This window comes from Paenibacillus doosanensis (assembly GCF_025060755.1).
Classification (GTDB): Bacteria; Bacillota; Bacilli; order Paenibacillales; family NBRC-103111; genus Paenibacillus_S; species Paenibacillus_S doosanensis.
The window spans coordinates 15,955-36,168 of the sequence record NZ_JANYUY010000073.1 but is presented as its reverse complement, the minus strand read 5'-3'; the positions used below and the strand labels follow the sequence as shown (position 1 = coordinate 36,168).

18 protein-coding genes and 2 pseudogenes are annotated in these 20,214 nt (G+C 51.9%); 4 read left to right on the top strand and 16 right to left on the bottom strand.

Annotated features, from left to right (window positions below; translation table 11 throughout):
* Nucleotides 1-90 precede the first annotated feature (90 nt).
* Entirely contained in the window at nt 91-1,194 is a 1,104-nt protein-coding gene (locus N0M98_RS30895) for a methyl-accepting chemotaxis protein (RefSeq protein WP_259620191.1), read from the top strand.
* A 127-nt stretch (nt 1,195-1,321) separates the two neighbouring features.
* On the opposite strand, the gene N0M98_RS30890 is transcribed toward N0M98_RS30895, so the two are convergent.
* The 4 genes and pseudogenes from N0M98_RS30890 to N0M98_RS30875 form a co-directional block, all read right to left on the bottom strand.
* Nucleotides 1,322-2,701 (bottom strand): MFS transporter, encoded by a 1,380-nt coding sequence (locus N0M98_RS30890; RefSeq protein WP_259620190.1) that lies wholly within the window; start codon nt 2,699-2,701, stop codon nt 1,322-1,324.
* A gap of 246 nt (nt 2,702-2,947) precedes the next feature.
* Entirely contained in the window at nt 2,948-3,328 is a 381-nt protein-coding gene (locus N0M98_RS30885) for a histidine phosphatase family protein (RefSeq protein WP_249861100.1), read from the bottom strand.
* Between the two features lie 155 nt (nt 3,329-3,483).
* Complete coding sequence (locus N0M98_RS30880; RefSeq protein ID WP_259620189.1) at nt 3,484-3,960, bottom strand: NUDIX domain-containing protein; 477 nt, start codon at nt 3,958-3,960, stop codon at nt 3,484-3,486.
* Between the two features lie 338 nt (nt 3,961-4,298).
* A pseudogene (locus N0M98_RS30875) lies at nt 4,299-4,761 on the bottom strand (IS1595 family transposase); the annotation flags it as partial.
* Between the two features lie 266 nt (nt 4,762-5,027).
* Between N0M98_RS30875 and N0M98_RS30870 the strand changes: the two are divergent.
* A pseudogene (locus N0M98_RS30870) lies at nt 5,028-5,783 on the top strand (SDR family NAD(P)-dependent oxidoreductase).
* A 243-nt stretch (nt 5,784-6,026) separates the two neighbouring features.
* Here the strand turns inward: N0M98_RS30870 and panB are convergent.
* From panB to N0M98_RS30820, 10 genes are all read right to left on the bottom strand, one after another.
* A complete protein-coding gene (gene panB, locus N0M98_RS30865; protein WP_259620188.1) occupies nt 6,027-6,848 on the bottom strand; it encodes a 3-methyl-2-oxobutanoate hydroxymethyltransferase in 822 nt (273 codons plus the stop codon).
* Between the two features lie 209 nt (nt 6,849-7,057).
* Nucleotides 7,058-7,789 carry a glutamine amidotransferase gene (locus tag N0M98_RS30860; RefSeq protein WP_259620187.1) on the bottom strand — a complete coding sequence of 244 codons (732 nt, stop codon included), beginning with the start codon at nt 7,787-7,789 and terminating at the stop codon, nt 7,058-7,060.
* The gene (locus tag N0M98_RS30855; protein WP_259620186.1) at nt 7,786-9,105 is read right to left on the bottom strand and encodes an ArgE/DapE family deacylase; all 1,320 of its coding nucleotides are present in this window, start codon (nt 9,103-9,105) and stop codon (nt 7,786-7,788) included. Before N0M98_RS30855 ends, N0M98_RS30860 begins: the two co-directional genes overlap by 4 nt.
* A gap of 218 nt (nt 9,106-9,323) precedes the next feature.
* Entirely contained in the window at nt 9,324-9,833 is a 510-nt protein-coding gene (locus N0M98_RS30850; RefSeq protein ID WP_259620185.1) for an ureidoglycolate lyase, read from the bottom strand.
* Nucleotides 9,834-10,084: 251 nt separating this feature from the next.
* The gene (locus N0M98_RS30845) at nt 10,085-11,116 is read right to left on the bottom strand and encodes an autoinducer 2 ABC transporter substrate-binding protein (RefSeq protein WP_249861092.1); all 1,032 of its coding nucleotides are present in this window, start codon (nt 11,114-11,116) and stop codon (nt 10,085-10,087) included.
* Nucleotides 11,117-11,121: 5 nt separating this feature from the next.
* On the bottom strand, nt 11,122-12,066 hold the full coding sequence (locus tag N0M98_RS30840) for an ABC transporter permease (protein ID WP_249861091.1): 945 nt from the start codon (nt 12,064-12,066) through the stop codon (nt 11,122-11,124).
* Nucleotides 12,063-13,025: an ABC transporter permease gene (locus N0M98_RS30835; protein WP_249861090.1), complete on the bottom strand. Its 963-nt coding sequence runs from the start codon at nt 13,023-13,025 to the stop codon at nt 12,063-12,065. The genes N0M98_RS30840 and N0M98_RS30835 overlap by 4 nt, the downstream gene beginning before the upstream one ends.
* Nucleotides 13,022-14,536, bottom strand: coding sequence for a sugar ABC transporter ATP-binding protein (locus tag N0M98_RS30830; RefSeq protein WP_249861089.1), 1,515 nt, complete (start codon nt 14,534-14,536; stop codon nt 13,022-13,024). The genes N0M98_RS30835 and N0M98_RS30830 overlap by 4 nt, the downstream gene beginning before the upstream one ends.
* Before the next feature lie 211 nt (nt 14,537-14,747).
* Nucleotides 14,748-15,671: a ribokinase gene (locus N0M98_RS30825; RefSeq protein WP_259620184.1), complete on the bottom strand. Its 924-nt coding sequence runs from the start codon at nt 15,669-15,671 to the stop codon at nt 14,748-14,750.
* A gap of 9 nt (nt 15,672-15,680) precedes the next feature.
* Nucleotides 15,681-16,694 (bottom strand): LacI family DNA-binding transcriptional regulator, encoded by a 1,014-nt coding sequence (locus N0M98_RS30820; protein WP_259620183.1) that lies wholly within the window; start codon nt 16,692-16,694, stop codon nt 15,681-15,683.
* A gap of 568 nt (nt 16,695-17,262) precedes the next feature.
* Here N0M98_RS30820 and N0M98_RS30815 point away from each other — a divergent pair.
* Nucleotides 17,263-17,448, top strand: a complete 186-nt coding sequence (locus tag N0M98_RS30815; protein WP_259620182.1) for a hypothetical protein — start codon at nt 17,263-17,265, stop codon at nt 17,446-17,448.
* Nucleotides 17,449-17,557: 109 nt separating this feature from the next.
* Here the strand turns inward: N0M98_RS30815 and N0M98_RS30810 are convergent, their stop codons facing one another.
* Complete coding sequence (locus N0M98_RS30810) at nt 17,558-18,442, bottom strand: ADP-ribosylglycohydrolase family protein (RefSeq protein WP_259620181.1); 885 nt, start codon at nt 18,440-18,442, stop codon at nt 17,558-17,560.
* Nucleotides 18,443-18,646: 204 nt separating this feature from the next.
* Between N0M98_RS30810 and N0M98_RS30805 the strand changes: the two genes are divergently transcribed.
* Entirely contained in the window at nt 18,647-18,934 is a 288-nt protein-coding gene (locus N0M98_RS30805; protein ID WP_259620180.1) for a hypothetical protein, read from the top strand.
* An 83-nt stretch (nt 18,935-19,017) separates the two neighbouring features.
* Here N0M98_RS30805 and N0M98_RS30800 read toward each other — a convergent pair whose 3' ends face one another.
* The gene (locus N0M98_RS30800) at nt 19,018-19,806 is read right to left on the bottom strand and encodes a TatD family hydrolase (RefSeq protein ID WP_259620179.1); all 789 of its coding nucleotides are present in this window, start codon (nt 19,804-19,806) and stop codon (nt 19,018-19,020) included.
* Nucleotides 19,807-20,214 lie beyond the last annotated feature (408 nt).

Here is a 20,214-nt window from a genome sequence, read left to right as displayed (position 1 = left end):
GCAAGGTTTTTCACGGGTTAGCCTTCGTTTTCCTTGCACCTAAATTCGACAAAAGAGGCGCCAAACCCTTGTTACTGTTGAATTTTTGATTTGTTCAGCAAGCCCTACATAGGCCGGATCATCTCCAAGCCGGTTGTCGCGATAGCGCGAACGGCCGAGAAGGTCGCTTCGGGAGATCTTACCTCCAAGCCTATTCACATAAAAAATCGGGACGAAATCGGCGATTTAGCCGCATCGTTCAATCAAATGTGTCATAATCTCCGCGATTTGATCTATCAGGTCGGCTCCAATGCGGAGCAAGTGGCCGCTTCGGCGGAACAATTGACGGCAAGCGCCGAACAAACGACGAGAGCGACCGAGCAAATTTCCGTTACGATGCAGCAGGCCGCGACCAATGTAGACAAGCAGTTTCAAACCGTGAACGAAACCTCGCGTACCGTCGGCGACATGTCCGAAGGCGTGCAGCAGATCGCCCATCACGCCCAAACAGCTTCCGTTACGGCTGTCGAAGCCTACGAGAAGGCCTCCGAGGGAGGACAGACCATCAAGACCGCCGTCGATCAGATGAATTCGATTCAATCCACAGTGAACGGCCTAGCCGGGGTTATCAAGGGTCTGGAAGAACGTTCGCAGGAAATAGGCCAAATTGCCGATGTGATCACGGAAATCGCCGCCCAGACCCATCTTTTATCCCTCAACGCGGCAATCGAAGCGGCAAGAGCGGGAGAGCACGGACTCGGATTCACCGTCGTCGCCGGCGAAGTCCGCAAGCTGGCGGATCAGTCGGCAGCGTCGGCGCGGCAAATTGCGGAGTTAATCTCCTCGATTCAGGAGGAAACGAAACAAGCGGTCGGCTCGATGAAAGCAGCCACCCAAGAAGTCGAGGCAGGCATCGGAGCGGTTCATACCGCAGGGCACACTTTCCGGCAAATCCGCAGCTCCGTGAGCGATGTCAGCAACCAAATCCAGGAAGTATCGTCCTCCGCCCAGCAAATAGCGGCAGGCACCGAGCAAATCGTGCATTCGATGAAGCTCATCACGGAGGCGGCCGAAACGACCGCATCGGGCTCTCAGGAAGTGTCGGCAGCAAGCGAGGAACAGCTGGCTTCCATGGAGGAAATCTCCGCATCGGCTCATTCGCTATCGAACATGGCGGAACAATTGCAGACGCTTATCGAACGTTTTAAAGTATAGCAATACAAAGAGGGACCTGCCTATCGCATGTCCCTCTTTGCATCTTGTAACCTCGCGGCGATCGGCCGCATGGCTTCATGCCGTCTGCTCCGGCTCATTGCCGGGAAAGCCGCCAGCCAGTTGTCGTTTAACCGCTCTTGACGCGTTCCCTGCCCGGCATCCGCAGCGTCAAGACAAGCATCAGCACGCCGAGTACCGCACATACCCACGCCATGCTATGCAAGTGCGAGGTGGTAATATTTTTGCCGAACAGCGCCGCCAGCAAGCTGGATGAGAGGATCGTCCCGATAAAACGCGAAGTCATGAACAGCCCGGAGGCGATTCCCGTCTCTTCCTTCGTTACGCAATCGTACAGCGCCGTCTGCATCCCCAGATTGTTGAAGCCGTTGGCGATCCCGAGCACGCAGAGCACGAGGAAGATCGTAACCGGGCTGGCTTGATCCCGAATGATCAGCATCAGCAAGCTGCCGATCACCACCAGAGCCGTTCCGGCCGTCAGCGGCGGCTTCGAGCCGCTCCTGTCGATCCAGCGGCTGACCAGCGGCGTAACCACTACGCTAAAACCGGCGATCGACAGCATGACAAGCCCCGTCTTCTGCGGGTCCATCGCCTGCACGCGCTGCAAGTAGGACGGAATCCCGAACATGATCGAATAGAACGCGATATTCGTCAAAATGAACTGCGCATAGATGAGGGTCACATTCATATTTTTCCGTAAAAAAGCGACGTTGATAAACGGCTTGCTCCGGCTAAGTTCGTACCGGTAAAGCCAGAACGACGCCCCTGCGCTGACGATGAGCTTCCATAAGCTGAAGCCGTCCGCAAGCGACAAGAAAAACAGCAGCCACATGAAAATCGTCGCGGAAAATAACGCAACCCCGGGCCAATCCATATCGGAGGCCCGTCCGGCCGTTTTCGGATCGTTCGGAAACAGCTTCCATGCCAGGATGAAGGAAGCGGCAATAAACGGAAAGTTGCAAAGGAAAATCAGAGGCCAATCTCCGTAATGCAGCAAAAGTCCGCCCAGCGAGGGGCCGAATGCAGCTGAGGTACTGGAAAAAATCGATATGATGCCGAGCGCCTTCGCTTGATTGGAGGTGATCTGAGAGCGGATCATCCCCATGCCGGACGGAAACAAGGCCGAGCTGCCCAGAGCCTGAATGATTCGAAAGCCGATCAGCCATCCGAAGCCGGGAGAGAGCGGAGCCAGGCTCGACGACAATGTTACGAGCAGCAGCCCGAGCATAAATACCTTCTTCCGGCCGAACAGATCGCTCCACTTGCCCATCAGCGGCTGCCCGATCGCACTGGCCAAATAATAAGTGGAAATAAGCCAGGATACGTCGGCGAACGTCAGCCGGAACTCCTCCTGCAACCGGGCCAAAGCGACGGAAATCATCGTCGTATTAAGCGGATTAAGCAGCGTGCCGAGGGCTACGGCGGTAATCAGCAGCATTTCCTTTCGTCCGATCGCGGCCTTCTTGGCCGCCATTTGTTCCATCGCCATGATGACACCTCATCTTTCTATTAACTGAATTATATAATATATTCATACCCCTTGGCATACCTGTTTTCGGCGCCCTGATGTCAGCATAGCTGCCACTTCTGCAAAGTTACGGCCATTCGCCGCGCCGCGACTACCACGAGAAACAAAAGGAGAAGTACTATAATAAAGGATACATTTATTGATTTTTGAGCATAAGAAAACCGCCTTGACGGCGGTTTATTGAGCTAACGTACCCGTTTAGCTTAATCAAAAATCTCCATTCCACAATCTTATTACTTCTTTTAGTTCTAAATTTTCAAAACTTAATTTATAAATATCTGGTTTCTTTAATTGATTTAAAAAATCCAAACCATAACTTGAATCAAAATAATTCATCATCAATGTCATTACAAGTCCATGTGTTCCAATAGCTATTTTTTTCCCAGAGTGTTCTTTTAATATGTTTTTTATCACTGATATCGATCTATTCTGGCATTCAGAATTAGACTCCCCACCCGGTAAAGAATAATCAAAATCATAAAATTTCTCACTAATGACGGACATTAAATTCTCAATATTTTCTCTAGCAAAATGCCTTTCCCTGAGATCTTCAAACGTCTCGATATCTAATCCCAAGTTTTGTGCCAATCCCTCAAATGTTAACTTATTATATTACTGTGATTTCACATCACGTGATAATCGAAGTTCGTGAATATTCCGTCTCAAAAAGTATTCGCGAAGTCATTTAGCTATCCTGCCCGTGGGACGTATCTTTACCAAAACAAGTGGTGATAACGTACCCGTTACTTTAACAACTGTCCCCATAACATCTTTCCATCACCGTAAGTCCCCGTCCATATATTGTCAGATTTTGGGTTTTGTTGATAATGCTCATACATTAGTCTTAAGCTCATAGACATTTGTAGGTTCGACAATGCCGAAGTTTTTACCCATTGTAATTCTCCTTCATCACAATTAATAACATTTCTAGTGATCGAATTACCAAAGAAAATATAATGTTGATTTAGCTCATCTTCTTTTTGTCGAAGCAATACATACCTCAAAGTTAGATTTTTGATTTCATTTTGCAAAATTCCCGTCTCTTCTGCTATTTCACGAAAACATGAAATTACTGGCGAGTTGAACTCATGAGCTTCCACATGACCTCCGACACACGACCATAAGCCTGGCGCAATCTTTTTAATACTCGAACGTTTCAGCATTAAAACATCATCATTATTGAAAAGAAAAGCACCTGTCATTGTTCTAACACTTATCATCGTTTCGACCTCCAAAATCCAATTCTCACATTTTTTTACATTTCTCCATAGGGTGTTATCTCAAAGTTATCATTTTCCCTCTTACCTCCAGGCAACTCCCAAAGGTCTCCTTTTTTATTCCGAATAATGACTAACTGATTTTGATACTCAGTTATTGTAACAACATACTTTATTTCATCTGCGGCAATTTCTTCAAGACCGAACCAAGTGCAACCAAATCCTCGTAATTTCACCTATTCATACTACGATCTTTGCATTACCATAATACCACATATTGGAACTATTCTGCCCGTTAGCTTAACAAGAATAAGCAGACAGCCGAAGCTTTTTATTCGTGTTTTGGTTGCAACACCATTGAAACGGTCCATCCATTTCTTTAAGCGGCTGTGGTAGCTGTTTACGTTTTGGATATGGTAAACGACCTTGACGCGCTGTTTTCCATCGGATTTGAACCGGAACCGGTAATGAGTCAAACCTTTTGAATTCGCATAAGAGTTGAATGCCCTCAGCGAATCCGTGCAAAGCACGTTCGAGTCGGATAGATGTCCGCCAATGGCTTCATCCAACTTCTTTGTCTTAATACGCCCACCTCCAAGAACGCCAGAGTAGGTCATCTTCTGACGGTCACGGGCTACGAGAACGCAAGCTCGGTCGTTTTCTGCTGCCACGATATTTGGATTTTCCGCCGCGCTTTCTTGGTTTACGTTCAACGATATTACGCTCGCCTTTTTCAGAGAACAGAAAATAGGTTTCGTCCATTTCGACGATACCTTGGAACACTTCGGTTGGAATTTGCTTCAGCAATTCAACATTTAAATTGAACATAGCCAATAAGATAAAAGAAATCTACTTCACAATACTGCAAATGAAATAGGAGAAACATGAAAGATATTGACTTTCTTGCAGGAAGACAGCCTGCGAATACTTTGCGGCGCAGCGTTTCCTTAAGCGGTGCTTAACCAACGCTTAATATCTTTACATATTTTTCAAGCATTAAGAGGATTATAATAAAGCTATGAGAAGACCGTGCTGCGGCAGACCCAAACTTGAATTGGAGGCGTTACAGTATGGCTAGATTGGCAGGAAAAGTAGCTGTAATTACAGGCGGAGGCACCGGAATCGGCAAAAAGACCGCGCTTCGTTTTGCGCAGGAAGGCGCTAAAGTCGTAGTCACCGACATCAATCCGGACAGTGCCAATTCCACGGCGGAGGAAATCAAGAACGCCGGGGGCGCTGCGCTCGCCATGGCGCATGATGTGAGCAAGGAAGACGAGTGGCAGCGGATCGTATCGCAAACCGTAGAACAATACGGCAAAATAGACATTTTGTTTAATAACGCAGGCATTTATATTATTAAGCCGCTGGCCGAGCTCACCCTGGAAGAATGGAATCGCCTGATGTCGATCAATGTGACCGGCGTCTTCTTGGGAATGAAGCATGTCATGCCGGTGATGGCGAAGCAGCAGGCCGGTTCGGTGATCAACGCTTCTTCCGTCGCCGGGCTCATCGGAGCGCCGGGACATGTCTTGTAAGGAGCAAGCAAAGGGGCCGTCCGGATTATGACCAAGGACGCGGCGATTGAATATGCGGCACAGGGCGTGCGCGTAAACTCCATTCATCCCGGCTATATCGATACGGGGATGGTCGCGTACGCTTCCGAAACGACCAAGCATTCCAAATCGGAGCTGGCGCAAGCCGTTCCATCCGGACGTCTCGGCACGGTCGAGGATGTGTCGAACATGGTGTTGTTCCTCGCCTCGGATGAGTCGTCCCATGTCACCGGAGCCGAATTCGTCATCGACGGCGGCGGAACCGCCCGTTAATCCATCCGTATTCATGCCATTATAAGGCACGCTTTATTGAACAGCGGTAATCCGCTTTTGTTCAGGGGACCCATTCATGGTCTTCTGCCTGTTCCGTTCGCTTTCCGCCGCTTCATGTGAGGAGACCGGCAGCTTTGTCTTACATGTTCATTTTCCGGATTACGGCCGTCCGCCAAAATAAAACAGCCGGCTCCCAAAAGAGCGGCTGTCTCGGCTATATGCAATATACTGCATTCTATTTACTTACTCTATACCGTAATGCCGCATGAGCTGCGACAGCTCCTCGGCTTTCATATGGCGTACATTGGAAACGTTCGGAAACGCGCCGGCTTCCACCTCGCTTGCGTATTCTTGAAACGACTTCAGCATGATTTCGCCTACATGGCCATAGTTTTTCGAATGCCGCAGCTCGCGCGGGGTAATCCCGAGCATATCATGCACGATAAGCACTTGCCCGTCCGTAAATCGCCCCGCACCGATCCCGATCGTCGGAATCGTCACTTGCTCCGTAATGATTTTGCCGAGCTCTTCAGGTATCAGCTCCAGCACCACCATACACGCTCCGGCGGCTTGAAGCGAGCGTACGCTCTCCGCCAGCACTCTCGCCGAGTCGTACGTCTTTCCCTGCACGGCGGCTTTTTCATGATATTGCGGGTTAAACCCGAGGTGTCCCCATACCTCTATGCCTTGGTTATATAAATGAGCGACAATCTCTTCGTGCAAGCCCTCCAGCTTCACTCCGTCCGCTCCATTGCGCAGGAGCATTTGGGCCGTGGCCAACGCCGTATCCGCGTTTTCATAGGTACGGTAAGGCATATCCGCCAGCAAATAGGCATGCTCAACGCCTCTGCGGACGGCCTTTAAATGATGAATGATGTCGTCCAAAGTTACCGATGTTTCCCGTTCGTACCCAAGCTGATTGGTACCCACGGAATCGCCGGCAAAAATGACGTCGATCCCCGCCTCATCCTGCAATCGGGCCGTCGGGTAATCGTAGCAGGTAAGCATCGTAATTTTCCGGCCGTCTCGTTTCTTTTGATGAAGATACTCCATCGTCTTTTTCATTTTGAAATCCTCCTTGTCTCTGTTCACTTAGGAATCAAAGCGCGGTCATAGGCCAAACATAACGACTTTGCAGCAGATCGGGTATCAGCTCCGGTTGGATGCAATCCCGACACTGTCAAGTATATCAAAAACCGATATAGAAAAAAAATAACAATCGGCCATGGATTCTACGTCCATGACCGATCGCTTATGCAGAATATAAATTCCCCTTATTTCAAATAATGAATAAGATTGGACCAAAATGCCGGATAATGCTCCCAATTCATAAACTCCAGCGATCCCCAGTGCGGAGAGCAATCGCTGGCGAAAGCCGCCGTTTTCCCTTGGCCGTACGTCCCTACCGTGAGAATCGCATCGCCGTCATGGCAGAGTAGCTCTTCTGCGTCCAGCTTGGCCGACAGCTTATTGTAGCCGAGCAGCTTGGGCCATTCTCCCAAGCCGTCAACGAGCGGATGCGAGCCGGATACGGAAGGAGCGAAGCCGCTCGGCATTTCTACGCGGTCGTCTCCGTCCGTCATGACCACGGGCAGGACATCGGCCAGCACCGTACGTTTATAATTCGCCTTCCCTTCGATGCCCATGAAGGTCAAGTAGCCGCCGATCATCAGAAGGCCACCGCCTTCGGCGACGAACTGCCGGATATGCTCCAGCGCGTCCGGAATGATCTGCATTTGATAAAAGGTCGGATTCTGGAGCAGGAACGTATTCGCGCCTACATCGCTGAGCACGATGGCGTCATATGCCTTAAGCTCCTCCAGCGTGCGGGGGAAGCGTACCTGCACTTCATGCGACGGCATATAGGTGACGTCGATCCCGCGCTCGCGCAGGCATGACAGCAAATACGTCGCTCCCTCCTCGTACTTGGTTGAAGTAAAGCTGTCATAGCCCTTCGTATGAATCATATGAACGACCCACGATTCCCCGATAAACAAGATTTTCATTGATTCGATCCCTCCTCGATTTCGCACCAGTCTATGATCGTTTTGGCCATCATTTTGACCGCCTGAATCACCTCGGCCACAGGGGTAAATTCATCGCTGTGATGAGCGAGACTCGGATCGCCGGGGCCGAAGTTGATAGTCGGAATGCCCACGTTGACCGGCCAGCCCATATCGGTATGGAAGCCGAGTCCTTCAATCCTGCCTTCTTCTCCGATCGCCTGGAGGGATCGCACGCAGGTTTGCACGAACGGATGAGCGACGTCGGTCTCTGCGCAGTCCGCATCGACCAGCCATTCGATTTCCGGCATATGCTCGCTTAGCCACGGATCGGATTCGGCTACCTGGCGCAGAAAATCCGTCAACTCCTTCTTCACGTTGCCGCCTACCAGCTTCTCATCGCGCTCCGAAGGCAAATATTGAGCATTGAATACAATTTCCGCTTCATTGGCAAAAGAAGTCGGGTATTCGCCGGCATTGAGCTGCGCAATATGGACCTGACACGGGATCGACAAGTACGGATGCGTTTTGCTTGCCGCCCAATCTTCGTTTAAGCGGTCGAACTGATCCAGAATATAGCGGGCTTTCTTGATCGCGTCCACCGCGCCCCCGTCCCGCCAATCCGCCTGCGGCATCTCGATATGTCCGCTGCGTCCTTGCACCTTAATTTTCCCCCATAAAATGCCCCGGCATAGCGGAGCAATCGTCAGCGATGTCGGCTCGGTCAAAATGCAGGCGTCCGCCCGATAGCCGTGATGGATGAAATCGAGCGCGCCCATGCCCCCGGCCTCCTCATCGACTACGGTCCCGACGACAACGGGCCCTTTCAGCTTGAAACCGCTGCGAATGACCGCCTCGACGGCCATAATCATCGCTGCGACGCCGCCCTTCATATCGACGGTGCCCCGCCCGTACATCTTGCCGTCGACGATCTCGCCCTCGAACGGATCGACCGTCCATTTCGTGCCGGCCTTCACTACATCGATATGACCGAATAATAACAAGGACTTGCCTTCGGCTCCTTTGCCGAACGTCGCCGCCAGATTAGGCCGGCCGGTGAAATCTCTCCCCGGATAATAGCCTGCCATCCCTTCATATGGCTTCAGTTCATCCGCGACCGGCTCCCACATTTCGATGTCTGCGCCCAAGCCCTCCAGCTTGCGGGCGAGGAACTCCTGCAGATCCTTTTCCTTGGAAGGCCCCGGTTCGTCAAAAAACCACGGGTTCACGCTCGGAATTCGGATGAGCTGCTGCAAAAATTGAATAATTTCCTCTTGATGGCTGTCGATCCACTCCATAACCTGCTTCTCTTGGTTCATCTTCTCATCCCTCTCTAAGAGTGTGGTGAAAAATGTCCACTGCACATGCGAAGGCATCTTCCGATCGCTCTCGCTTAGCGAAGCTCGCTTTTTCACCGGGCTTCTACAACGGTAGCGATTTAGTCGCGGCCTGCGGTCGATATAGGTTTCCACTAGCTGTTCCAATTCTCTATCGACTCGCCGGCCACTTATTCGCCACGTTGCTAAGCCTGCTTGCGTTATTCAAACCGAATGGTATCTCCGCCTATAAAATCGACCCACGGGCGAATCATTTCATCGCCGAATTTGTCTTTCTTCTTCTCAATGCCGAACATATAGCGGGCGTCGTCCGATGCCGGATAGGCCGGGCTGTGCCAGACTCCCCGGTGGATGACGATCGCTTGACCCGGCTTGATCCGGAAGCATTTGACGGTAGACGGATCGGGATGCTCCTGCGGATCGTCGATATCGATGCATCGCGCTACCGGCTGTATAATCTCCCGGTCGAAGGCGAGCAGCAGCTCTTCGCGGCTGACATGTCTTTCCATGGCGGATACGACGAACTCGCGCCGCCGGGTCACGACCAGACCGAAGCCGATCGGCTCGTGGACGTCCAGCATTTGAATATAGCTCCAGCAATCCCAGCCGTCTCCGGCCTTGGACGGATCGCTCTCCGGCAGATCGACGACTTTGCCGTAGGGGGCAAAAGCTTGCTGTGTCAATGGTTCAATCGGTACCTTATGCTGCATGTATACTGCCTCCTCGCATTATGATAACGGGTGGAACGGTGTCGTTATGGGCGGCTTGCGCCGATAGGGGTTCCCGCCCCGTCGCTGTTCCAATTCCCTATCGGCGCATCGGCCGGCTGTTAGCCGGACGCTTCGCTTCTCCAGATTGCTCTCGCTTAACGAAGTCTGCTTTTTCACCGGATTTCTAGAAGGGTGGTGAAAAAGTCCGCTGCGGCGTCCATTTGATCCTCCGCTCTTTTTTCACAAGGCTTCTAGAAGTCGAAGCTGTCTACATTGCTTCCTGTTACTTCCAGCGTGCCGATAAATATATTGGGCCCGTCCACCTTGACGGCGCCTACGTTCGGAATGTCCATGCCGTCTTTGATTTCCTTGCCTTGAGCGAGCTGATCGAGCGCATAGACCGTGACATACGCCAGCTTGCCCGGGTCCCAAATAATATCCGTTTTGATCGTGCCGTTTTTAATATAATTTTTCACTACGCTTGGAACCGCAATGCCCGTAATGGCGATCTGATTCTTTTTCAAGGTGCCTGCCTTGACCGCTTGCTCGACAACCTCGGCCGCCGCAGGCGGTTCGCCTCCTGCAAATCCGATAATTCCTTTCAAATCCGGGTACGTCTTGATCAGATTTTGCGCATTGGCGTACGCCTTCTGCTGATCGTCGTCGCTGGATACGGTCGTGACCACCTTCACATCCGGGTAATGGGCGGAGAAATACGCTTTGGCCGCATCGGATTTGGCGATCTGATTTTGCGAGCCGAGTCCGGCTACCATGAATGCGACCTGACCTTTGCCGCCGATCTCTTCCCCGATCGTTTTGGCCAGCAGTTCTCCAACCTCTTTATCCGTCGCAGGAGCTACGTAATATTGGCGGTCCGTGTCCGGAGCGTCGCTATCCCAGGTAACGATCTTGACATCCTGGCCGGCCGCCTTCTTGAACACCGGGCCGACCGCTTTCGCATCGTTAGGCGATACGCCGATGCCGTTCACTTTGCGCGTCAGCATATCCTGGATCATATTAATTTGCTTGGACGAGTCCGCTTCGGTCGGGGCATTGAATAACACTTTGACTTTCAAATCCGCTTCAGCTTTCTTAGCTCCCTTCTCCGCCGCCGCCCAATAGGCGGGACCGATCGACTTAGGGTTAATAAAGTACGTTCTTTCCCCCGATGCCGAAGAGCCCTTATCCCCGCCGGCGCTTGCCTGAGGATTTCCGGTATTTCCGCAAGCCGCCAAACTCAAAGCCAGTACGCCCGTTAACAATGTCAATGTCATTTTTCTCATAGGTATCACTCTCCATTGAACTTTTTGTTTCCTACAGCAAGCAGCAGCAGCGCGCCCAATATGACGGCCTGATAAAGCACGGAAACGCCCAGCAAATTCAAGCCGTTACGCAAAAACACGATGATCAGCAAACCGACGAACGTGCCCGACAAGCTCCCCCTCCCCCCGAAAATATGCGTGCCTCCTATTAATGTAGCTGTAATAACGTCCAGCTCTATATTGGTACCCGACGTCGCCTCCGCGCTTGCCAGACGAGACACCAGGAAAACACCCGCCAAAGCCGAGAACAATCCGCTGAGCATAAACAGGATGAATCGGATGCGCACGACCGAAATGCCGGAGTAGCGCACAACCTCCTCATTATTCCCTATGCCGTACACATAAGTGCTGAATCTCGTTTTCTTCATTACAAAATTCGCAATCAGAAACATGACCACCAGGAAAATCGCATTGAACGGAATGCCGCCGATATACTGCTGGCCCATAAAGTAGAACGAATCGGGAAATCCGTTAATCGGCCTGCCCTCGTTCATCACATATACAAGACCTCGAAGCATGACCAGCATCCCGATGGTAACGACAATTGCCTGCATCCGGTGCCTCGCGATCAGATAGCCGTTCACCGCCCCGCACAGCAGACCCGCCAGCAGACCGATCAGCACGCTGACCCAAATATTGACGCCATGCTGGTAAGCGACCCCCATGCAAACCGCGGAGAATGCCAGAATGGAGCCGACCGACAGATCCATTGCGCCCGATATAATGATCATCGTCATCGGGATTGCGATAAGCCCCACCTCAACCATCTGGTTCAGCACGTTCATAAAGTTGGTTACGGACAAGAAATACGGAGACAAGAAGCTGAACAAGACGAGAATGACGAACAGCAGCAGCAGCTGAACAAGTAATTTATTCGATTGGAGCGAAAACCGGCTTGCCCATGCGCTCATACCAAATCCCCCTCTTTGCTTTTGCTTTGTCGGACGCGCTGTATCGTATTAATAGAAATTGCCAGAATAATCAGAAAACCGGTGGTAGCATCGACCCAAAACGGGGATACTTTAGAGATTATCAGTCCGTTTTTGATCATTCCCATAAAGAGCACGCCGATCATCGTTCCGGCTACCGTACCTACGCCGCCGAAGATGCTTCCCCCGCCGATAAGCACGGCCGCCATCACTTCGAAGGACAAGCTGTTGCCCGCAGTCGAGGCCTGCACGCTGCCTACCTTGGAAGCGAAAATAACCGAGGCGATCCCGACCAGCAATCCGGTAAGCACATATACCGTAAACTTCGTTTTCGCTATGCTGATGCCCGCAAGCTTGGCTGCGGAGCCGTTCCCGCCGATGGCGTAAATTCTTCTGCCCGCCCGGGTACCTTTCAGCAAGTAGATGAAGATGGCAATGAGAATGATCGCGACAAGCAGCGGAAAGGACATGCCGAGCAGTTCGCCTTGACCGAAGAAACGGAAGCCCTCCGGAAAATTGGTCATCCACGTCCCGCCGCTGATCCCGACCGCAATGCCTCGGAAAATATACATCGTGGCCAAAGTAACGATGATATCCGGAATCTTCCTTACCGCAATAAAATATCCGTTGACGGCGCCGCACAGCATGCCGATGCATACGCCCATCAAGGAGGCCAGCCAAGGGCTGATGCCGTGGCTGAGAAACAACCCCACGGACGTTGCCGTCAATGCCAGCACCGAGCCGACCGACAAATCGATTCCGCCCAACAGGATGACCATCGTCATCCCGATCGCCACGATAAACATCGAGATATTTTGATCCAGAATCAGCTTGGCATTATCGAAGTGAAAGAAATCGGGCGAAATGACGGCAAACAATACAGTGACAACCAGCGTGAATATAATGATCGGCGCTTCATGAATATGGAATATGCGTTTCATAAGGTGCCTCCTTCCAAGCGCGGATGCGAGGCCCGCTGAAGCAGCTGCTCCTGGTCCGCCTCGCCATGGGCGAATTCGTGTACGATCTCGCCCTTGTACAACACCAGGATGCGGTCGCTCAGCCCGATAACCTCCGGCATTTCCGAGGAGATGAGCAGAATGCTCAGCCCTTCCCCGGCCAGCTGATGAATAATGCTGTAAATTTCCGCCTTGGCTCCGACGTCGACGCCTCGTGTCGGCTCCTCCAGAATGAGAATTTCCGGCCGGGCAGCAAGCCACTTCCCGATGACAACCTTCTGCTGGTTGCCGCCGCTCAGGAAATCGACGCTTTGCCCGTCGCCGGGCGCCTTAATCCGCAGCTTCTCCATATACTCCCCGCTCAGCTGCCGAATGCGCTCTTGATCGAGCATGATCCCTTTGGAAAGCTGAGGCAGGATGGGCAGCGACAAATTTTGGCGGATGGACATCGGTTTAATGATGCCCTGGCGGTGGCGATCCGGCGGCACATAGGCGATTTTCCTGGATTTGGCCTCGCCGGGACTATGAATGCTTACCGAGGTGCCGTTCATTTTGATGTCGCCGGTTCCCCGTTTTAGACCGAACAGCCGCTCGGCGACCGTGTGCGAGCCGGAGCCCGGAAGACCGAACAGCCCCAGAATCTCTCCCTTCCGCAGTTCAAATGAAATATGGTGAGAGGCATCGAGAGACAGCTTGTCCGCCTGCAGCACAACCTCGTCGCCGGGCGCTTGCTCGCGCACCGGATACAGCTGATTCACTTCTTTGCCGACCATCATCTGAATCAAGCTTTGCTCCGTGACCTCATCGATCCTTCGGGTACCGATTTTGGTTCCGTCGCGCAGCACCGTGACTTTATCGGCGATTTCAAAAATTTCCTTCATCCGGTGGGAAACATAAACAATAGCCACCCCTTGATTCCGTAACCGGTTTACAACATCAAACATCTTCTGCACTTCGTTCTCCGGCAGAGCCGCCGACGGTTCATCCATGATCAACACGTCCGCCTGAAAGGAGAGCGCTTTAGCGATCTCGATAACCTGCTGGCTGTGGACTCCGAGATGCCGGACTTCCCTGCGGACATCGATATCGCCTCCGCCTATGGAATTAACCAGCCGCTGCGCTTCGTCATACATTCTGGACCACTCAATTCGTCCGAAACGGCCGACCATCTCCGGCCGGTCGATAAAAATATTTTCGGCTGCGGACAAATTGGAGAATAAATTGAATTCCTGGTGGATGATCGACACCCCCTGCCGCTGGGCGTCGAGCGGATTGCGGAACGTCACATCCGCTCCCTTCAGCCTTATCGTTCCCTGCGTCGGCGCGTATACGCCGGACAAAATCTTCATCAGCGTCGATTTGCCCGCACCGTTCTCTCCCATCAGAGCGTGCACCTCGCCCGGATACAGCTCGAAATTGACATCCGTCAGCGCCTTAACCCCTGGAAACTCCTTGCTGATGCCTTCCATCGTCAAAACCGGTTTGCTCATCATTCGCCCTCCTCCTCATGTCATTGCGAAAGAATACCGGATACTTTATTAAGTCTAAGCGTTAATTTGTAAAAGTCGGAAATTGCGGGAGTCCCACTTTTTCTAAAAAGCTGTTGAAAGACGCCGGCGATATAAGCGAATAACGTCTTCCGGTCGTTGCTATCCCCTTCTTCAGACCTTTTCGGCTTGCTTCGTCCGTTTTCTCACCGGTCTTTTACCCCGCCGCTGACTCCTCATTCTCCAGAAACGCCCGTACCTGCTCTTCCGGAGGAATCGAGCTTTGCGCGCCCGCGGCGGACACGGCGAGCGCCGAAGCTGCGGTGGCATAGCGCAAGCTCTCTGCCAGCTCCGCGCCCGCTAGATACGTTGCGGCGAACGCCCCTATAAACGTATCTCCAGCCGCCGTCGTATCCACTACATGAACCGCGAACGCAGGCGTCTCGATCTCCGTTCCGGCCCGGTCCATATAGAGGGAGCCTTTGCCGCCCAAGGTGATAACCAGATGTGGAACCGCTTCCAGCAATTGCTTACCTGCCTGCCGTGCCTTCCCGATCCCGTCGATTCGGATTCCGCTCAGCTCCTCCGCTTCGATTTCATTGACGATCAGGAAGCTGATCTTGCTTAAGTCGGCGCGGTCAAATCCGGCGATCGGAGCCGGGTTCATAAATACGGGGATGCTCGCCTCCTCGGCTCTATCCAGCATCCTTCGGCTTGCCGCCGGGGAAATTTCATTCTGCAGCAGGATGGCGTCATATCCGGACAAATGCAATCCGTCGACATCCTTTTCCCCGTATGCTCCATTAGCGCCCGCGGATAGAATAATGTTATTCTCGCCCGCCTTATCGATCGCGATCAATGCGACACCGGTCGCGGCCGGCTTCTCGGCGACTAAGCCAAGGTCAATCCGGTCCTCGGCCAATTTCTTGCGAATGTCGCGGCCGAAGGAATCCGAACCCAATCCTCCCGCCATAGCCACCGATGCCCCGGAACGGGCGGCGGCAACCGCCTGATTAGCCCCTTTGCCCCCGATAAAAAAGCCGGTTTCGCGTCCTTGAATCGTTTCGCCGGGAACGGGATGACGTTCCACCTGCGTAACAATATCCATGTTCATGCTGCCCACTACCAAAATATTCGCCATAGCTCCCCCTCACTTCAGCTTTTTGACCGAGCCGTACTTCATCAACTCAACATCCAGTATGACTTTTTTCGGCTTCGCCTGTTCTTTGGGCTCTCCCTTAATTTTCTGGATGAGCATTTCCGCCGCTTGAACCCCCATCTCTCTCGTCGGTCTAGCGACGACGGTCACTCTGGGCTGTACGAACTGCGCCAGCTCATTTTCGTCAAAACCGATCAAGGATATATCCTCGCCGATCTGCAGGTTCAAGTCGCGAACGGCCCTGATCACGCCTTTGCAGATGACATTGTTGGCGGCAAATATCGCGGTCGGCGGCTGCTCCGCCTGCAACAGCTCCATCGCAAACCGGTAGCCGTCCTCTTCAAGCCATTTCCCTTGCTTATGGTACTTCGGATCGGGAGTCAGACCTCCTTCGAGCATCGCTTGGCGATAGCCCCAATAACGATCCTTCCCATCGTTAAAATCATGCTCCCCGTCAATAATCGCGATTCGCTCATGGCCGTAATCCACAAAATGCTTGGTAGCCTCGTAAGCTCCGCGGTAGTTATCGATCAACACTCCGTCATGCCCGCTGTCATTGATATAGCGGTCGACCAGAATCGTCGGCTTGCGAATATTCCGGTAAAACCCGGCCTCCCTATGCGTGCCGATCAGCACGATCCCGTCGACGTTCTTACTCAGGAAGCTCTCGAAAAACTCTTCTTCCTCCGTCTCATTGCCGTTCGTGGAAATAACAATCGTGAAGAAGCCTTCATTATTGGCTATCTCTACCGTCCCGCCGATGACCGCGGTGTAGAAGGGGTTCTGAATCTCCGGGACGACAACGGCAAGCATATTGGTCTTTTTCTTAACCATTGAGGCGGCCATCGTGCTGGGCACAAAATTCAGCTCCTCGATGATCTTCAATATTTTCTTGCGGGTCGCGTCGCTTACCCGATCCCGTCCGTTGAGGACGCGAGATACGGTTGCTACAGACACATTGGCCTGCTTCGCTACATCCTTTATCGTGATTTCCTTGTTCGTCACAGCTGCGTCCATTCCTCCCATTTGCCTTGTAATAACGTTTTTACAATATTCGCATTATAATAATAAAAGGAACATTCTGGAACTGTACATTTGTTTGAAAAAACGTTTTCGCAATTGCTAGTTTCATTGTAGTGCATCCTCAGCAGGATTGCAAGAGCTTCTTTTAAAAAAACGAAAATAAAACCGTTTACATTTTGATTCAATGTCACTCGAATGTTATTTTATATAACACAACAAACCAAATTAACCCAGTTAGCTCGAAAATAATGTAATGGTACATGACATTTATATAAGGATTTTGGATACCTGTCGGCTTAATAGTATGAGACGCTCTTGTAAAACCCATCCATTTTATCCATTATTCTTCTGTTGTATTTATCGGGAAATGAAGGCAGGCGGTACGTTCGAAGGATTTCGGATTTGTTGTAAAAACGTTTACGCATAATAGCGTGATATGTGCAATGAACGACGAGCCCGGGGCTCCCAAAGTACGGTAAGACTTGCCGGATTTGCGCGGTAAGATGCTGGAGACTTCGCGGCCCCTTCCGCTGGAGGGGGATTGGCAGTTTTGCCCGGGGTAATGGGCAGGCAGGTAGCGAACGGCCGACTTCTGCCGGTGCAGGGCAGTTGGAACGCCGTGTCGGGCAATGCAAACTATGGATATGGAACTTACTATGTGCGCAGCAAGCTGAAGCAGCCGTTGACCGAGCCTGTCGGCTTGCGGGTTCAATCGGTGAACACCACGCCGAGATAGAAATCAACGGCAAAGTGCTCTCATGATTAGCTTGCCTCCTGCGGTATAGACGGGGCCGCGCATAAGCAGGCGTGGCCCCGGGATTTTTTGAATCGCTAATCCGGGGCTGTTACTCACCCATTCGCAAGCGGTACAAGCGGGAAGAAACCTGATCCAACCGGTCTTTGATCAAGATCGCCTCCGAATAAGCCGCCGGAATAGAACGATAACCGCAGCTAATGCCTGCAAGGCCCCCGGCAATCGCTCCTATCGTGTCAGAGTCTCCGCCTAGATTGGCCGCTTTTTGCACAACTTCGCTAAAATCGGCGGAACTAAGCAGAATATGCAGCACCCACTTGAAGGTATGAACGACAAAGCCGCTAGGCTCGCAGTTCGGTGCGCCCTTAATGCAGCCTTCATATTCCGTACCCGCCACCTCACTTCTGACCGCACTGCCTATTTCTTCTCCGCGCAATAGCCTATGAGCAATTCGATTGTAGATCACGCATGCTTCGCTGCATCTTTCATCGTAATGAGTCATCTTGGATTGCATCCTTGAGACCTTTTCCAGATCGAATATTTCTTGATATGCCAGTGCCGCGGGAAGACATCTCATCAAAGAACCGTTGCCGCCGCTCTGACCCAGATCAAGATCCGCCAGAAAGGCCGCTTCAAACCAGTGATCCTCGTAATTTTCAAAAGCGCGGCGAATCGTGCTGCCGATATCTTTAGGCCTGGAACGATACCATTTCAGAAACAAACGCCCGATCGGCTCCAGAGGCGCCGCCGGGTTCTCAAGAATCCCCTCCGCTACGCAAAGCGTCATCATCGTATCGTCAGTTACTTCTCCGGGCTCCAAATGCCAAACGCCGCCACCGATTATTTCGGTGATGTATCCATACTGAGCTTTGATTTCCCCGGCGGTCATAAACTCGGTTGTCCCGCCCAAAGCGTCTCCAATGGCAACGCCGTACAGGCCGCCTTTGATTTTATCGTATAAACGTTCATCTCTCATACGGTTCCCCCTCTCATTCGCTCAATCCGAATCCTAGACATAAATTCATTTTTATCCAATATTAACAAAATAAATCCCCGATGCCATGCAACCTATTATGTTCACCGGCGTCTATATATGCTGACAACAAAAATCTTGAAATGAGGTGAACCATGAAGATACTAGACGGCCTCTAGCTTCCCCCTAAGGAGGTTAGAGAGCCAAATGAGCCGAAGTGTAAAAAAATCACCGGTATGGACCGATCAAACGACGCCGGGCAGCCGCTGGGCCAAACGCCAAGCAGGCAAAGCCGTGCGCCGCTTCAATGATGATGTTCAAAACGGCAAGTGGTACCGGAAGCTGTTCTGTTCCTGGGATATTTGCGACTACCGTTTTTTCAAAACAAGACAACAATCGATACTCGAATGGGAAACCTCCCGCTGGGCGCGGGATAGAGAGAAGACACGCGCAGAGATCATTAACGAATGGGAAAAAGCGTATAGAAGAAAATAAGCGAAGAGCGCCGGCCAGGGAAGCCCGGTGCCCTTCGTTTTTATATTTGGGTGCATCATTAGCCATTCGCCGCAATGTTCCCTCTAGTCTATACCGAAAAATTCCGCCGTCGTCTCCGTCGCAGCCTTGGCGACTTCTTCCGCCGGCTTGCCGATGCATCGCGCTACGGTTTGCAGAATATGCGGCAGGAAGGCAGGCTCGTTCCGTCCATTCGCCGGCTTTTCTTTTAAATCCCTCGGGGTCAGGAAAGGCGCGTCCGTCTCCAGCATAAGCCGGTTCAGCGGAATCATGCGGACCAGCTCCTGAAGATGCCTGCCTCTTCTTTCGTCGCAAATCCAGCCGGTAATTCCGATATAGAGGCCCATATCAAGATAAGCCTTAAGCTCTGACCGGGTGCCGGTAAAGCAATGGACAACCGCCTTGGAGACCGCATGCTCCTTAAGAAGTGCAATAAAATCCGCGGACGCTTCCCGCTCGTGCAGAAACAGCGGCATGTCCAGTTCGAGCGCCAAGCGGATTTGCTCGGCGAACCAATGACGCTGGACGTCCCGCGGCGAGAAATCCCGGTTGTAGTCCAAGCCGCACTCCCCGATCGCCGCCACCTGCGGCAGCGCCGCCAATTCGCGCAGCTTCGCGATCGTCTCTTCATTGCAGCTCTTCGCATCGTGAGGATGCACTCCCGCCGTCGCATACAGCTTCCCGGGATAACGTGCGGCATAGCGGGCCGCTTCGCCGCTGCTCCTCAGACTCGTTCCCGTAATAATCAGGGGCGAGACCTGGCTCTCGGCCGCTCTTTGGACAACCTGCTCGCGATCCTCGTGAAACGAACGGTGCATCAAATTGACCCCGATATCGACGATAGGATGATTCATGGCTTGATGGCTCCTTTTTCTTGGTTTCGGCATATTTGGAGAAAGCCTCTAATCACCCGAGTCTCACTAGATCCGATTTAGGAAAGCCTATTTCCCTCGTCTTTTTCCTGCAATACGAACAAGAACAATGAATCTTGCCTTTAGCAAACTTCCCTGCATACGTTTCATGCCATCCGAGCTGCTTAGCAAGCCTGCGCTTAAGCTGGATCACCCGTCTTCGATGATGCCGCTAATCTTTACGAATCAAAACCATCGGCTTCATGCTATGCAAACTCCACTCTCTGCGCGCCGTTTCAAAGAATTACTTTAACTATATTCACTTATTTTGGGAATATCAAGCATCGCAACAGGCTGACGGCGGAGCAAACAGGCGTTTTCCCCCTTCTATCCGCAATCATTCCACAATAC

Coding starts and splice junctions, on each gene's coding strand:
- N0M98_RS30890 (WP_259620190.1), bottom strand. CDS start 2,701: ATGGCGATGGAACAAATGGCGGCCAAGAAGGCCGCGATCGGACGAAAG.
- N0M98_RS30880 (WP_259620189.1), bottom strand. CDS start 3,960: ATGATAAGTGTTAGAACAATGACAGGTGCTTTTCTTTTCAATAATGAT.
- panB (WP_259620188.1), bottom strand. CDS start 6,848: ATGAAAAAGACGATGGAGTATCTTCATCAAAAGAAACGAGACGGCCGG.
- N0M98_RS30860 (WP_259620187.1), bottom strand. CDS start 7,789: ATGAAAATCTTGTTTATCGGGGAATCGTGGGTCGTTCATATGATTCAT.
- N0M98_RS30855 (WP_259620186.1), bottom strand. CDS start 9,105: ATGAACCAAGAGAAGCAGGTTATGGAGTGGATCGACAGCCATCAAGAG.
- N0M98_RS30850 (WP_259620185.1), bottom strand. CDS start 9,833: ATGCAGCATAAGGTACCGATTGAACCATTGACACAGCAAGCTTTTGCC.
- N0M98_RS30845 (WP_249861092.1), bottom strand. CDS start 11,116: ATGAGAAAAATGACATTGACATTGTTAACGGGCGTACTGGCTTTGAGT.
- N0M98_RS30840 (WP_249861091.1), bottom strand. CDS start 12,066: ATGAGCGCATGGGCAAGCCGGTTTTCGCTCCAATCGAATAAATTACTT.
- N0M98_RS30835 (WP_249861090.1), bottom strand. CDS start 13,025: ATGAAACGCATATTCCATATTCATGAAGCGCCGATCATTATATTCACG.
- N0M98_RS30830 (WP_249861089.1), bottom strand. CDS start 14,536: ATGATGAGCAAACCGGTTTTGACGATGGAAGGCATCAGCAAGGAGTTT.
- N0M98_RS30825 (WP_259620184.1), bottom strand. CDS start 15,671: ATGGCGAATATTTTGGTAGTGGGCAGCATGAACATGGATATTGTTACG.
- N0M98_RS30810 (WP_259620181.1), bottom strand. CDS start 18,442: ATGAGAGATGAACGTTTATACGATAAAATCAAAGGCGGCCTGTACGGC.
- N0M98_RS30805 (WP_259620180.1), top strand. CDS start 18,647: ATGAGCCGAAGTGTAAAAAAATCACCGGTATGGACCGATCAAACGACG.
- N0M98_RS30800 (WP_259620179.1), bottom strand. CDS start 19,806: ATGAATCATCCTATCGTCGATATCGGGGTCAATTTGATGCACCGTTCG.